15 protein-coding genes are annotated in these 13,895 nt (G+C 72.8%); 4 read left to right on the forward strand and 11 right to left on the reverse strand.

Annotation, left to right across the window (positions count from 1 at the left end):
• Positions 1-21: 21 nt before the first annotated feature.
• Together ACIP89_RS14805 and ACIP89_RS14810 are read right to left on the reverse strand one after the other, a co-directional pair.
• Positions 22-1,344, reverse strand: coding sequence for a PhoH family protein (locus ACIP89_RS14805; protein WP_401920956.1), 1,323 nt, complete (start codon positions 1,342-1,344; stop codon positions 22-24).
• 429 nt (positions 1,345-1,773) lie between these two features.
• The gene (locus ACIP89_RS14810; protein ID WP_024492153.1) at positions 1,774-2,535 is read right to left on the reverse strand and encodes an isoprenyl transferase; all 762 of its coding nucleotides are present in this window, start codon (positions 2,533-2,535) and stop codon (positions 1,774-1,776) included.
• A gap of 190 nt (positions 2,536-2,725) precedes the next feature.
• Here ACIP89_RS14810 and mgrA point away from each other — a divergent pair, with 190 nt between their 5' ends.
• Entirely contained in the window at positions 2,726-3,766 is a 1,041-nt protein-coding gene (mgrA, locus tag ACIP89_RS14815) for an L-glyceraldehyde 3-phosphate reductase (RefSeq protein WP_401920957.1), read from the forward strand.
• 296 nt (positions 3,767-4,062) lie between these two features.
• Here the strand turns inward: mgrA and ACIP89_RS14820 are convergent, their stop codons facing one another.
• The 3 genes from ACIP89_RS14820 to ACIP89_RS14830 form a co-directional block, all read right to left on the reverse strand.
• Positions 4,063-4,521: a hypothetical protein gene (locus ACIP89_RS14820; RefSeq protein WP_402115142.1), complete on the reverse strand. Its 459-nt coding sequence runs from the start codon at positions 4,519-4,521 to the stop codon at positions 4,063-4,065.
• A gap of 61 nt (positions 4,522-4,582) precedes the next feature.
• Positions 4,583-5,416 carry a class I SAM-dependent methyltransferase gene (locus ACIP89_RS14825; RefSeq protein ID WP_402115227.1) on the reverse strand — a complete coding sequence of 278 codons (834 nt, stop codon included), beginning with the start codon at positions 5,414-5,416 and terminating at the stop codon, positions 4,583-4,585.
• Between the two features lie 80 nt (positions 5,417-5,496).
• Positions 5,497-6,315, reverse strand: coding sequence for a prepilin peptidase (locus ACIP89_RS14830; RefSeq protein WP_401929594.1), 819 nt, complete (start codon positions 6,313-6,315; stop codon positions 5,497-5,499).
• Positions 6,316-6,390: 75 nt separating this feature from the next.
• Here ACIP89_RS14830 and ACIP89_RS14835 point away from each other — a divergent pair, with 75 nt between their 5' ends.
• Complete coding sequence (locus ACIP89_RS14835; protein ID WP_401929595.1) at positions 6,391-6,801, forward strand: DUF192 domain-containing protein; 411 nt, start codon at positions 6,391-6,393, stop codon at positions 6,799-6,801.
• 427 nt (positions 6,802-7,228) lie between these two features.
• Here ACIP89_RS14835 and ACIP89_RS14840 read toward each other — a convergent pair whose 3' ends face one another.
• The 3 genes from ACIP89_RS14840 to ACIP89_RS14850 form a co-directional block, all read right to left on the reverse strand.
• Positions 7,229-8,437 (reverse strand): glycosyltransferase family 39 protein, encoded by a 1,209-nt coding sequence (locus tag ACIP89_RS14840; RefSeq protein WP_402115145.1) that lies wholly within the window; start codon positions 8,435-8,437, stop codon positions 7,229-7,231.
• A gap of 95 nt (positions 8,438-8,532) precedes the next feature.
• Complete coding sequence (locus ACIP89_RS14845) at positions 8,533-8,898, reverse strand: hypothetical protein (protein ID WP_402115147.1); 366 nt, start codon at positions 8,896-8,898, stop codon at positions 8,533-8,535.
• Positions 8,895-9,488 (reverse strand): hypothetical protein, encoded by a 594-nt coding sequence (locus ACIP89_RS14850; protein ID WP_401920965.1) that lies wholly within the window; start codon positions 9,486-9,488, stop codon positions 8,895-8,897. Before ACIP89_RS14850 ends, ACIP89_RS14845 begins: the two co-directional genes overlap by 4 nt.
• Before the next feature lie 277 nt (positions 9,489-9,765).
• Between ACIP89_RS14850 and ACIP89_RS14855 the strand changes: the two genes are divergently transcribed.
• Positions 9,766-10,398 carry a GNAT family N-acetyltransferase gene (locus ACIP89_RS14855; RefSeq protein ID WP_402115149.1) on the forward strand — a complete coding sequence of 211 codons (633 nt, stop codon included), beginning with the start codon at positions 9,766-9,768 and terminating at the stop codon, positions 10,396-10,398.
• A gap of 101 nt (positions 10,399-10,499) precedes the next feature.
• The gene (locus ACIP89_RS14860) at positions 10,500-11,003 is read left to right on the forward strand and encodes a DinB family protein (protein WP_401920966.1); all 504 of its coding nucleotides are present in this window, start codon (positions 10,500-10,502) and stop codon (positions 11,001-11,003) included.
• A 90-nt stretch (positions 11,004-11,093) separates the two neighbouring features.
• Here ACIP89_RS14860 and ACIP89_RS14865 read toward each other — a convergent pair whose 3' ends face one another.
• From ACIP89_RS14865 to ACIP89_RS14875, 3 genes are all read right to left on the reverse strand, one after another.
• The gene (locus ACIP89_RS14865; protein WP_402115151.1) at positions 11,094-12,071 is read right to left on the reverse strand and encodes a YihY/virulence factor BrkB family protein; all 978 of its coding nucleotides are present in this window, start codon (positions 12,069-12,071) and stop codon (positions 11,094-11,096) included.
• Positions 12,072-12,226: 155 nt separating this feature from the next.
• A complete protein-coding gene (locus ACIP89_RS14870; RefSeq protein WP_402115154.1) occupies positions 12,227-12,649 on the reverse strand; it encodes a hypothetical protein in 423 nt (140 codons plus the stop codon).
• 35 nt (positions 12,650-12,684) lie between these two features.
• Positions 12,685-13,611, reverse strand: coding sequence for a nitroreductase/quinone reductase family protein (locus ACIP89_RS14875; protein ID WP_402115156.1), 927 nt, complete (start codon positions 13,609-13,611; stop codon positions 12,685-12,687).
• Between the last annotated feature and the right edge of the window lie 284 nt (positions 13,612-13,895).

Genomic DNA, 13,895 nt, shown 5'->3' on the forward strand with positions numbered 1-13,895 from the left:
CACCAACTGTTCCATCCCGTGTCAGATCTGGCCTTCCTCCAGCATTTCGGTCACCAGCGCGGCGATCGGCGAGCGCTCGGACCGGGTGAGCGTGGTGTGCGCGAAGAGCGGATGCCCCTTCAGCTTCTCGACCACGGCGACCACTCCGTCGTACCGGCCGACCCGGAGGTTGTCCCGCTGGGCTACATCATGCGTGAGCACCACCCGCGAGTTCGCCCCGATCCGGGACAACACGGTCAGCAGGACGTTCCGTTCGAGCGACTGGGCCTCGTCGACGATCACGAAGGCGTCGTGGAGGGACCGGCCGCGGATGTGGGTGAGCGGCAGCACCTCCAGCATCCCGCGCCCCAGGACCTCCTCGATGACCTCGCGCCCGGCGACCGCCGAGAGCGTGTCGAAGACGGCCTGTGCCCAGGGACCCATCTTCTCGGCCTCGGACCCGGGCAGATAGCCGAGGTCCTGCCCGCCGACCGCGTACAGCGGACGGAAGACCATCACCTTCTTGTGCTGCCCCCGCTCCAGCACGGCCTCCAGACCGGCGCAGAGCGCCAGTGCGGACTTGCCGGTGCCGGCCCGGCCGCCGAGCGAGACGATGCCGACGTCCTGGTCCAGCAGCAGGTCCAGCGCGATGCGCTGTTCGGCGCTGCGGCCGTGGATGCCGAAGGCCTCCCGGTCGCCCCGGACGAGCCGGACGTTGCCCTCCGGCGTCACCCGGCCGAGCGCCTTGCCGCGCTCGGACTGGAGGACCAGGCCGGTGTGCACCGGCAGGTCGGCGGCCTCCGGGATGTACAGCGTCTCCTCGGAGAAGAGGAGGTCGACCTGCTCGGCGGAGAGGGACAGCTCGCCCATCCCCGTCCAGCCCGCGTCGGTGATGGCGAGTTCGGCGCGGTACTCCTCGGCGAGGAGGCCGACCGAAGAGGCCTTGATCCGGAGCGGCAGGTCCTTGGAGACGACCGTGACGTCGTACCCCTCGGCCTGCAGATTGCGCGCTACCGCGAGAATCCGTGAGTCGTTGTCCCCCAACCGGTAGCCGGCGGGCAGTACGCCGGGATCGGAATGGTTGAGTTCGACGCGCAGCGTCCCGCCCAGGTCCCCGAGGGGGATCGGGGCATCCAGCCGGCCGTACCGGACCCGGAAGTCGTCCAGCAGGCGCAGGGCCTGCCGGGCGAAGTACCCCAGCTCCGGATGGTGCCGTTTGGCCTCCAGTTCCGTGACCACGACGATCGGGAGCACGACTTCGTGCTCGTCGAACCGGGACATGGCGTTCGGATCGGCCAGCAGGACGCTGGTGTCGAGAACATAGGTGCGCCTGTCGGGCATGCGGCGCTTTGTGCTGGTCACCACGGAAGGACGTACCCCCTCGGACGAGGTTGGGGTGCGACGGCGTCGCGGAGCATCCCAAAGGGAGAGGACGGACCGGGCTTCGGCCACCTTGCACGGGCCGAGCGCCGGCCCTCGACGTCAGCCGCACTGTATGTACGGTCCTTCGTGTGCAAAGGGCCTCCCGGGCGAGCGGACTCCTTGCCGCTCACTTGGTGACGACGTCCGCCTGGTTCCTGACCGGACGTCGACCTGTCAGGGGTATGCCCTCGAACACGCGAAGCCATGCCGACCAGGGCCGGCGGAGTGAACGGCGAGCGGGCGCCCGTGACCGGGGGCGGGAGCACACCACCTGGGCGGTTCCGTCCTCGGGCGCCGGACGGGCCTGGGGCGCCGGACCGGTCGGACCGGTCCGGATCTCCGGCGGGCCGAAGGCGCCGGCGCGCCGTGGTGTCAGCCGCCGTAGCGGCGGTGGCGGGCCGCGTAGTCACGCAGGGCGCGCAGGAAGTCGACCCGGCGGAACGCCGGCCAGAAGACCTCGCAGAAGTAGTACTCCGAATGGGCGCTCTGCCACAGCATGAAGCCCGACAGCCGCTGTTCGCCGCTGGTCCGGATCACCAGGTCCGGGTCGGGCTGGCCGCGGGTGTAGAGGTGCTCGGAGATCAGGTCGGTGGAGACGATCTCGGCGAGGTCCTCGAAGGACGTGCCCTTGGCGGAGTGGTCGAGGAGCAGCGAGCGGACCGCGTCCGCGATCTCCTGCCGGCCTCCGTAGCCGACGGCGACGTTGACCAGTATTCCGTCGACCCCGATCGTGGCCTGTTCGGCCTCCTTGAGGACCGTCTGGGTGTGTGCGGGCAGCAGGTCGAGCGTGCCGACGTGGTGGACCCGCCAGCGGCCGTCCGCGACGAGGTCGCGCACGGTGTTCTCGATGATGCCGAGGAGCGGGATGAGCTCGGACTCGGGCCGGTCGAAGTTGTCCGTGGACAGCATCCAGAGCGTGACGACCTCGACATCGGTCTCGCTGCACCAGCCGAGGAGCTCCTTGATCTTGTCCGCACCCGCCTGGTGGCCCTCCGCGGCCGTGCCGCCGGAGGCCTTCGCCCAGCGCCGGTTCCCGTCGAGGATGACCCCGATGTGCTTGGGCACCTGGGCGTGATCGAGGCGGGCCTCCACCCGGCGGGCGTAGAGCCCGTACACCAGGTCGCGCAAGTTCACTGAGTCCACCTCTCGGTTCGGTGCGGGCCCGCCCGCCGCCTCGCCCGGGGCTGTCCCCCTGGGGATCGTCGCACCGGTAGAGGGCCGATCGCCCCGCCGTGCCGTGGCAGTCCCGAAGCCGCCACATTACTGCGCAGGCGCCGCACCGGCCCAACTCGGCCTGTCACAAGTCCGTGATAAAGAGGGAAACGTGACTGAATCCTCTTCCTATTACCGGGCCGCCGGCACGCGCTACGACTCCATGGAGTACCGGCGCACCGGCCGCAGCGGCCTCAAGCTCCCGGCCGTCTCGCTCGGCCTCTGGCACAACTTCGGCGACGACCGCGCGCTCGACTCGCAGCGCGCCATCCTGCGCCGCGCGTTCGACCTCGGGGTGACCCACTTCGACCTGGCCAACAACTACGGCCCGCCGCCCGGCTCCGCCGAGCTCAACTTCGGGAAGCTCTTCCGGCAGGACTTCGCCCCGTACCGCGACGAGCTGGTGATCTCCACCAAGGCCGGGTACGACATGCACCCCGGCCCCTACGGCGAGTGGGGCTCGCGCAAGTACCTGCTGTCCTCGCTCGACGCCTCGCTGAAGCGGATGGGCCTCGACTACGTCGACATCTTCTACTCGCACCGCTTCGACCCGGACACCCCGCTGGAGGAGACGATGGGGGCCCTGGCCTCCGCTGTGCGGCAGGGCAAGGCGCTGTACGCCGGGGTGTCCTCGTACAACTCCGAGCAGACCGCGGAGGCGGCCCGGCTGCTCAGGGAGATGGGCGTCCCGGCCCTGATCCACCAGCCGTCCTACTCGATGATCAACCGCTGGACGGAGGAGGACGGGCTGCTGGACACGCTGGAGGCGGCCGGCATGGGCTGCATCTCCTTCGTACCGCTGGCCCAGGGGCTGCTGACCGACAAGTACCTGAAGGGCATCCCGGAGGGTTCGCGCGCCACCCAGGGCAAGTCCCTCGACCCGGACCTGCTCTCCGACGAGGTGGTGCGCCGGCTCAACGGGCTGAACGACATCGCGCACGGCCGCGGCCAGTCGCTGGCCCAGCTGGCCCTCAACTGGGTGCTGCGCGACAGCCGTATGACGTCGGCTCTGATCGGCGCGTCGAGCGTGCGGCAGCTGGAGGAGAACGTCGCGGCGCTGGCCGGACCGGCGCTGAGCGCGGCGGAGCTGAAGGAGATCGACACCTTCGCGGTGGACACCGCCGGCACGAACATCTGGGCCGGGCGGGCCTGACGGCCGGGCCCCGTCCGCGCCGGGGCGCGGAAACCGGGGCACAAAAAAACGGGCCGGTCCGTGGGGGGGGTTACGGACCGGCCCGAGGGGGGGTTTCCACCATAACCCTTCGTAAGTGCTGCTGTGTGCATCGACGCCGAATAATTACTCTCCGGATGCGCGGGGCTCCGTTGTGAGCACGGAATACGGGCCTCCGGCCCCTCCCGACCTGCCCGGACGCCCGACGGCGTGGCCTTGACGCCCGAGGCGCCCACGAGACGTACACAGGACGTGCACATTCCGGGCGCCGTCCGCTGTCAGGTCGTGGACGCGGCGCCCCGGTGGCCCCGGGTGAACCTGATGCCCACGGTGTCCCCGCCGATGACCACGAAGCGGCCGCCCTCGCAGCGGATGACGGCCTCGTGGACCTCGCCCCGGTCGTCCCGGCGCTCCTCCGTACTCAGCACCGTCCAGCCGCCGTCGGGCGGCTGCGGCAGCTTCGCCATCGTGGCGAACTCCCACTGCGCGGCCGGCACGCACCAGTCGGGAAGGTGCGGCCAGGTGCCGGAACCGACGTGCAGGGTGCCGTCCGAGGCGCAGGTCAGCAGCACCGACGGGCTGTCGGACAGCAGGAATTCAACGGCCTCCGGCTCCCCCATCCGGCCCTCGGGGCGGTAGAACACACCGAGGACGCCGACGATCCGGGCACCTCTCAGCCATTCGGCGTTGCCCTGCCGCGGGCCGCTCGTGGCTTCCTCGTCGCTGCCGGCCCTCATGGCGTGGCTCCTTCCCCGTGCGCTCAGCGACCAGAGTGCCATCCTTCGGGCGCGGGAAGGGCTACGCGGGTGAGACCGGCCGCCCGGGTTTGCGGGCCTCGATCAGAAAACGGGTCGTGTGGGCGACGAACGGCCCCTCGTCCTCGATCCGCCGGTGCAGCGCGGCGAGTTGCGGCCGGTACCGCTCGACGGTGAAGCCCGGCACCATCCAGATCACCTTGCGCAGGAAGTAGACGACCGCGCCGATGTCGAGGAACTCGGTGCGCAGCCGCTCAAGCCGCAGGTCGACGACTTCGAGACCGGCCGCCTCCGCGGCGGCGCGCGCCTGTTCCGGGTCACGGCCGCCCCGTACCTCCGGCGGCTGCGGGCCGAGGAAGTACTCGACCAGCTCGAAGACGCTGGCGGGGCCCACCTGTTGGGAGAAGTACGTGCCGCCGGGCGCCAGGACCCGGGCGATCTCGTCCCACCAGGTGGTCACCGGATGCCGGCTGACGACCAGGTCGAACGCGGCGTCGCCGAACGGCAGCGGCGGCTCGTCGGCGTCCGCCACCACGGCCGCGCCGAGCGGGTGCAGCAGCGCGGTGGCGCGGGCGATGTTCGGCGGCCAGGACTCGGTGGCGACGGTCAGCGGCGGCAGCTTCGGCGCGGCGGCGAGGACCTCACCGCCGCCGGTCTGGATGTCGAGCGCGGCGCTTGCCCGGCCCAGCCGCTCCCCCATGGCACGGGCGTAGCCCCAGGAGGGCCGCTGCTCGGTGGCCCGGCCGTCGAGCCAGGAGAAGTCCCAGCCCGCGACGGATACGGTGTCCGCCTCTGCGACCAGGGCGTCGAACCGGGCGCGCCGGGCCGCCGACTGCGCGTCCTGCGCTGTCTGGGGGTTCTCGGGTGTCGCTGGCATCTCGGGTGTTGCGGGCATACGGAAATGATCTCAGCCGGACCCCGCCGCCCGCGACCGGATATCGGCCGCCCGGCAGCCGCTCAGGCGGCCAGCCCGCCGAGCAGGATGCCCAGCAGCGCCCCGGCGATCATGAACGGTCCGAACGGGATGCCCGTCCTGCGCCCGGCACGCCGCATGATCATCAGCGCCAGACCGTACACCGCGCCGAACAGGAACCCGGCGAAGCCCCCGGCGAACACGACGGCCCAGCCGTACCAGCCCAGTGCCACCCCCAGCGAGAGCGCGAGCTTCACGTCCCCGAAGCCCATGCCGTTCGGGTTGACGAGGAAGAGCAGCAGGTAGAAGGCGCCGAGGCCGAGGCCGCCGAGCAGTGCGGACACCCAGGAGCCGCCGTGCTCCGGCAGCAGCGCGGCGACACCCAGGAGGGCGGCGGCCGCCCCGGCGGCCGGCAGCGTCAGCTCGTCCGGCAGCCGGTGGACGCGGCGGTCGATGGCCGCGAGGAGTACGGCGACGGGGGCGAGGAGCAGCCATACGCCGAGCTCGGGACGGGCCCCGGTGGTCGCGGCGAGGGCGGCGCAGCCGAGGGCGGAGACGACGGGGGCGAGGAGGGCGGGCGCGTAGCGCGGCGCGCCCCGGCGCCACGGCGCGGCGCGCGGGGCCTCACCGGCGTCCGGGCCGGTGTCCGTGTGCACGGCGGCCGTCGCCCCCGCCGCCGCGCAGGCGGCGCAGCGTGCGGAGCCGAGCCAGCCGCGGCCCGGCCCGGCGAGGGCGTGGCCGGCCGGGCAGGCGTCCCGCCACGCGTCCTCCGGTTCGACGGAGAACCGGTAGGCGGCGCGCGGGACCAGCAGTCCGGTCGCGGCCCCCCAGAGGGCGGCGACCGCTATCAGCGTGGCGTACACCTCACCGAGCCTAGCCGGGGCCCGGGGCGCTCTGTTCCGGCCCGGGGGGCGGCAGTTGGCGCTACCGTCAGGTCCATGGCCCGATGGCGCAATGGCACTGGAACGCTGACGTTCGCGGACCCGGAGGGGGAACGGGAGACACGGATACCGCTGCGGATCGCGGCCTCCTACCGGCACCGGAGCCGTGGGCTGCTCGGGCAGGACGGGATCGAGGGCGCGCTGCTGATCACCCCGTGCGGGAGTGTGCACTCCTTCCGCATGCGGTTCACGATCGATGTGGCCTATCTGGACCGAAGGTTGAACGTGGTGGCGGTCCACACGATGAAGCCGGGACGGCTGGGCCTCCCCCGGCTCCGCGCCCGGCACGTGATCGAGGCCGAGGCCGGCGCGATGGCGAGGTGGGGGCTGCGGCCGGGCGTGCGGGTGGGGATCGCGCAGGGCGACGGCCCCTCGGCGGCACGGCCGCCGCACGACGGGGAGCCGTGAGCCGGCCGTCCGGCGAGTGGGGCTCGGACCGCCGAGTGGCCGGGGGCTGAGATCCGCGCGGGTACTGGCCGTGTCCGGCGCGGCGGGCGGCTCACGACGCGGGCTCGCCCGGCCGGTGGCGCCCGGCTCACGGCCGCCGGACCGGTGCGGAACACGTACGGCCCGGCCGCCGCACCCGCGCCGGACGCCGTCCTGCGGGGCGGGGAGTCCGGTGCGCCGGAGGGCGCCGCGGTGCTGTCCGGCGCTGTCCGCCGTCGCGTTCCGGAGTGGTGCGCTGCGGCCGGTGTCAGTACCGGCCGTCATCCGGCCGTGTGCGGCGGCGGTCCCGGGGTACGGGCCGGGCTGTGCCGGCCGGGCGGGTTCGGCTGGGTGTCGCGGCCGGGCGGGCGCGCGGACCGGTGGCTGACGCGCGGCCGGCCGGCGCGGCTCACGGCGGGCCTGAGCCCAGCAGCGTCCACGCCCCGTACGCGGCGGAGGCCGCGGCGAGCACCGCGAGGACCGTCGCCGTACGGGCCGTGGAGCGCAGCCGCAGCAGGCCGACGGCGGGCGGCAGGAGGAGCGGGAACGCCGGCATCATCAGCCGGGGCCGGGAGCCGAAGTAACCGGAGCCGATCAGCGAGATGACGACGACGGCGATGCCGTAGACGAGTACGGGGAGCGGCTGGCGCTGCCGCACGCACAGGTGGACCAGCCATCCGAGCCCGGCCAGCGCCGCGCACAGCCCGAGCGCCCCCGGCAGCGGAAGGCCGAGGATGAACCCGGCGAGGGCGGCGCCGCCGTCGATGCTGTTGCCCCACTGGGCCTGGATGTCGAAGTAGGCGAACGGGCTGCCTTCGCGCACGGCCACGAACACCACGTACCCGAGCCAGCCCAGCGGCGCGAGGACCACTCCGGCCAGCATCCGGCCGTTGCGGCGGACGATGCCGTCGGTGGCACCGGCCCGGTACTCGCGCACGAGCGTGGCGGCGGCGGTGATCGCGAGGGCGGCGATGAGCGCGGCGGCGGACGGGCGGGTCAGCCCGGCCAGTACGCACAGAGCGCCGGCCACGATCCACCGCCGGGTCAGCACGGCGTACAGCGACCAGGCGGCGAGCGCGGTGAACAGCGTCTCGGTGTACGCCATCGACTGGACGAACGCCGTCGGGTACACCCCCCACAACGCGGCCAGCGCCACCCCGGCCCGGCGCCCGTACAGCCGCGCTCCGACGGCGAAGATCCCCCAGGCCGCGAGGAGACCGGCCAGCCACGCCACCAGCAGTCCGGCGCCCGCGAGACCGAGCGGCGTCACCTCCGCGATGCCGCGCTCCAGTGCGGGCAGCAGCGGGAAGAACGCCAGGTCGGAGTGGACGGCGCCGTCGGGGAGCGTGACGGTGTAGCGGTAGCCGTGCTCGGCGACCCGTTGGTACCAGACCGAGTCCCAGCGCTCGGCGAGCAGGTGGAAGGCGTCCTTCCCCGCTGCGGACGCGGCGGCCCAGAAGACGAGCAGCCCGACGATCCGCACGCCCGCGTAGGCGCCGAGCGCCGGCGCCGCGGAGGCGAGGGCCGCGACGGCCCGCGCACGGAGCGGCCGGCGTTCCCGCGCGGGCTGCGGGAGCGGCCGGGGGCGGGTGGCCTGCGGGGAGGGTTCTGCCGACATACGGCCGATTATCGCCGTTCCGGGACCCTCGCCCGTGGCCGCCCCGGGCGGGGTCCCGGAGCTGCCGGGAAAGGGCAGGTACCCCGGGAAGGACGTCACCACGACCTCGTAGGCCCCGCGATCCCCCGCGTGCTCCGCTCCTCCAGGAACTCCGGGAACGCCGGAAACTCCGAGAACTCCAGGAACTCCAGGAACTCCGGAAACTCCGAGAACTCCAGGAACTCCGGGAACTCCGGGAACTCCGGCGCGCGACGCCAGTCAGGGGCGTCACCGTCTGGACCGGCCGCGTGCGGGCAGGAGCGCACGGTCTCCCGCGTGGCGTCCCGGAAGAAGACGTGCGCCGGCACGGTGTCCTCGTCGAGCACGTGCGTCCCGTAGAGGTCCCGGAACCCGGGGACCCGCTCCACCGGCTCTGTCACCAGCCGCACGCCCGCGTCACCGCCGTACCGGCCGACGTTCACCGGCTGGGGACCTCGCTGCCGTAGACGACCCAGGGCGACTGCTCGAAGGAGCCCACCCCGAACAGCTGCGGCTGTCTGGAGGCGACCTCGGACCGCACGGCCAGGGTGTCCGGCCAGCAGTCGAAGTACACCGACCCCTTCACGATGAACCCCCTCCAGTCCGTCGCCGCCGACGCGCCCTCGCGGTCGACCACGAAGCCGACACACAGCACGGAGGCCCTGCCTATCGCCTCCCGTATCGCACGGACGACCGCCTCCCGCTCGTCGCGGCTCAGCCCGCCGAGGGCGAACTGCAGCGCGACCGTCCCGTCGTCCGTCCGCCGGACCCGGGCCGGGATCTCGGCCCCGCTGCTCACCCAGAGCAGGAAGTCGACCTGGTCCAGCCGTTGCAGGCCCGCCAGGAGCACCAGCTGGTCCCTGGTCACCCAGGACTGGGTGCCCGGCGGTGCGGCCCCCGGGCTGATGAGCGTGATGCGCCGCGTGACCGGGTGCGCGGGACAGACGCCGGCCGCCTCCAGATCCGCGAGCAGCGATTCCGCGTCGGGGCGGCTCCAGCCCACGTGATACGAGTAGAAGAATCCGTCACTCATGACAGCGCACCCCATTTAAAGTGTGGCCACCCGCCCATCCGGACCAGCCGGTTGAGGGGCGACCGCCCTACAGGTCAGGTAGAGCGTGAAAATCCCTGCGCACCGGAGCGCGCCCGGCCGGCCACCTGAGGACGGCGGTTCCGGACGGCTCGCGGTTGGTCGGTCATGAGCCTAGTCAGCCCGGCTGCCGGGTGCGTGGGCCCTGGGGCCCACGCGTGGACCCCAAGAGAAGAACAGGGATGCGGAGATACGGAGATACGGAGAACGGAGCCGTCTCGTGACGACGTGGGTCCAGCCGGTCGGCGGGGACGAGGTGGCGGCGTACGCGGACGGAATCCGGCGGGTGTACGCGGAGGCCTTCGCCGGGCCCCCGTGGCACGAGGACCCGGCCATGGCCGACGGCTATGTGGAGCGGCTGGCCGGGGATGCCCGGCGTCCCGGATTCGTGGCCGCGCTCGCCCTGAGCCGCGATGAGCGCGCGAGGGGCGACACAGAGACGTGCGGCGAGGCCGAAGGCGGCACGGTGGTGGGGTTCGCGACGGCCTGGACCACGCCCGGCCCGTTCCCCACCGACCGCGGCTACGGGCGTACCGGCGCCGCGCTGGGGCCGGAGCGGACGGCCGCGTGGCTCGTCGGCGCCCTCGAAGTGGACGAACTCGCGCTCGCCCCGCGCGCCCGCGGCGCCGGTCTCGCGGCGGCGCTCCTGGAGTCGGTCACCGCCCCTGCGGTGGACGGCCGTTGCTGGCTGCTCACCTCGGCGCGCGCGGAACCGGCGGTGCGCCTCTACCACCGGCTCGGCTGGCGGCCGGCGCACGCTGTCCCGGACGGCTCGGACCTCGTGGCCTACCTCGGACCGCGGCACCCGCGTCCCGGCCCGGCAGGTACTCAACGGACACCGGCCGGTACGTGAGAACACCGGCCGGTACGTGAGAACACCGGCCGGTACGTGAGAACACCGGCCAGGTCTTAAGCGGTGGACAGTCCGCCGGTGAGCCGTCAGGGTGTACCGCGATGACACGCACTGATGCACCTTCCGCCTGGGACGAGCGCACCCAGCTGACCACCTTCCTCGACTACGCACGAGCGACCGCACTGGCCAAGTGCGAGGGCCTCACGCAGGAGGACGCCTGCAAGGCGCCGCTGCCGGGTTCGCCGCTGATGACAATCGCGGGTGTGGTCAACCACCTGCGCTGGGTCGAGTACGCCTGGTTCGAGATCGACTTCCTCGGCGGGAAGGACGAGGGCCCGTGGACCGACGAGGATCCCGACCGCGAGATGCGCATCGCCGTGGACATGCCGCTCGCCGTCGTGCTGGCGGAGTACGAGGAGCAGTCCGCCCGCTACCGCGAGCTGGTCGCCGCCCATGACCTGGACACCCGGGCCAAGCGTCCGCGGTCCGACGGCCAACACCCCGATCTGCGCTGGATCCTGCTGCACCTCATCGAGGAGACCGCCCGGCACAACGGCCACCTCGACATCATCCGGGAGATCGTCGACGGCACCACGGGGTCCTAAGGGTCCTGGGGGCCCGGGGGTCCTGGGGGCCCGGGGGTCCTGGGGGCCCGGGGGTCCTGGGGGCCCGGGGGTCCTGGGGGCCCGGGGGTCCTAAGGGTCCTGCGGGTCCTGGGTCGTGTCTTTGCCCCCGGCGGCGTCCTCGGCCTCGTCGTGGCCGTCGGTCCGGGGGCGGGTGCCGGCGCGCGCCACCCGGTTCAGCTCCACGTTGAACTGGGCGCCCGTCAACAGCGCCAGGTTGGTGAACCACACCCAGATCAGGAACACCACCAGCCCGGCCAGCGACCCGTACAGCCTGCTGTAGGAGCCGATGTACGTCGCGTACAGCGCGAATCCCGCCGAGGCCACCAGCCACAGGAGTGCCGCCAGTACACCTCCCGGCAGTGCCCGGCGCGATCCGCGCGCCGACGCAGGACCGGTCCGGAAGAGCACCGTGATCAGACAGGCGACCAGGCAGAGCAGCACGGGCCACTTCAGTACCGTCCACACCGCGTCCCCCAGATGCGCCAGACCGATCCAGTGCCCGAGCCAGCGGGCCAGCGGTCCGGAGAGCACGAGCGCGAACGCACTGGCCATCAGGAGCAGCAGCAGCCCGACCGCCGTCGCCACGATGATGTGCGCCTTGCGCAGGGCGGGCCGGGTGTCCGGTACTCCGTGCATCGCGTGCAGCGCCCGCCGGAACACGGCCAGGTAGCTGGACGCGGACCAGACCGCGCTGAGGGTCCCGGTCGCGACCAGCAACCACACCGCCGTCCGCTGCTGCGTGGCCGCCACGAGCGGCTGGCGCAGCGCGGCGCCGGACTCCGCCGGCGCGAAGGCCGTTATGTCCGCGATCAGCGCGTCGGTGGCCCGGGGGTTGGCCAGTCCGATCACGGAGACCGTCACCAGGAGCGCCGGGAGCAGCGCGAGGATGGCGTAGTACGTCAGGGCCGCCGCCCAGTCCGAGAGGTCGTCGTTCCACAGGGAGACGGGCGTCCGTCGCAGCGCGACGGACCAGCGCCGCGCGGGCCCGGGAAGCCCGGTGGCCCGGGGCGGCGCCCCGGTGGCGGTGTCGCCGGTCTTGCTGAACACGGATGGGTCTCCGGAGGACGTAGGAGGACGGGCGGCACAGCCGGGGCGCCTCCCGCCGCGCGGAGGCGGGGGGACGCGGGAGACGCCCTGTGCTGCCTATCCTCTTCTGCTCCCGTTTACCGCTGTTACTCCGGTACCCGGTCGCGACGAGGTCGTCAGTGGTGGTCGCGGATACGGGCGGTGAGCAGGTTGGGGTCCTGTCCGGTGAGATGGACGGCCGAGGTCACGTACGCGGTGTCGCGGCGTACGGCGACGGCTGTGGGGTTCTGCGGCCCGTCCCCGGGACCGAGCACGATGGTGTGGCTGCCGTCGGGCTCGGTCCGGGCGACCTCGCCGGTCTGGTTGGGGGCGGCGAGGATCCGGTCGCCGCGGCCGACGAAGGCGAAGTCGTCGATCCCGGCCGGCTGTGCGGCCCTGACCCGGGCGGGGCCCGCGGCCTCGAAGGCCTCCAGCAGCTCGCGCAGGCAACCGGCCTGCCCGGCCTCGTCGCGTACGCAACGTTCAGCCGGACGGGACGGCCGTCCTCGCCGGAGATCGTTGTCGTCGTGTGCACGCCGCCCGTGCGGCGGCGGGCACACGACGACGACGGACTGAGCCGCCGCCCCGGCTCACATCAGCTCGGGCCGGTGGCCGCCTCCGCGGGAGGGGCGGGCGGCCAGGGCACGTCGGCCAGGAGGGGGACGATCGTCTCCTCCTCGTGGTCGAGGTGCGCGTTCAGCTCCGCCGACATCCGCGCCAACTCGGCCCTGAACCTGTCCGGTTCCGCGATCGCGATACCGGCGAGCAGCTCCGCGAGCGCCGACTGGATCCGTGCGACGGCGCGGTGCTCTTCGTCCAGCCGGGCGAAGGTGTCCGCCAGATCGTGGTGATACCGCGCGATGCCGGGGAACAGGTGCCCGTCCTCGCTGGTGTGGTGGAACTCAAGGGCCTGGCAGAACGCCAGGCAGCGCTGCCTGATCTGCAGCCCGAGGCCCGGCGCCGGCGGCTCGCCCGGTCCGCGAGGGTCCGCGCGCAGGGCGAAGTGGGCATCCGCCTCCGCCGACACCTGCCGCAACTGGCCGCGCAGCCAGGTATGGACCTCCATGACCTTGTCGGCCAGGGTACGGACCTCGCCGGGCCGCCACCCGTCGGGATCGGCGCGCTCCAGCACGACGACGGGCAGCACCCGCTCCGTCTTGGCCCGGTAGTCCTCGTACCCGGGGGCGCACCTCACCGCGTGCGCGAACAGTTCGTCGCGCCGCTCCCCCTCTGCGGGGACGGCGAGGGCCTGGAAGGTGCTGGTCCCGAGCTCCACCCGGACCACCGGGTGGGCGAGCAGGTTGTGGTACCAGCCGGGGTGGCTCGGCGCGCCCAGGTTGGAGCCGATGAGCAGGATCAGCTCACCGTGGCGGACGAAGCCGAGTGGGGTGGTCCGCTCGGTCCCCGACCTGGCGCCGGTGGTGGTCAGGAGCAGCAGGTCGCCGCCTTCGAAGGGGCCACCGACCTTGCCCCCGTTGGCGCGGAACTCCTCGATGATCGTTTCATTGAAAGACGTGGGCATACGGATGCGTGTCTCCGGAGCTTCAGTGATTCCGCGGTGTCCGCGGTCATGGCGTGTGGTGTGGTGACGTGCCCAGGACGAAGCGACCGCACAGCCTCTGCCGCCCGGAAGAGGGCGACGGGGTGCGGTGGCGTTCGATCAGGTGCGGGGCGCGGAGTGTGAACTCATAACGGACCCCTGTGAGAAGGGTGCTCGCCCGATCACCGGCCGGCCCACTGCTCTTTGGCCGGCGTCACGCGACACCGCGTCCATTACACGTATCTCCGGGGCACCTGTCAACGCGC

The organism is Streptomyces sp. NPDC088730 (assembly GCF_044751215.1).
Classification (GTDB): Bacteria; Actinomycetota; Actinomycetes; order Streptomycetales; family Streptomycetaceae; genus Streptomyces.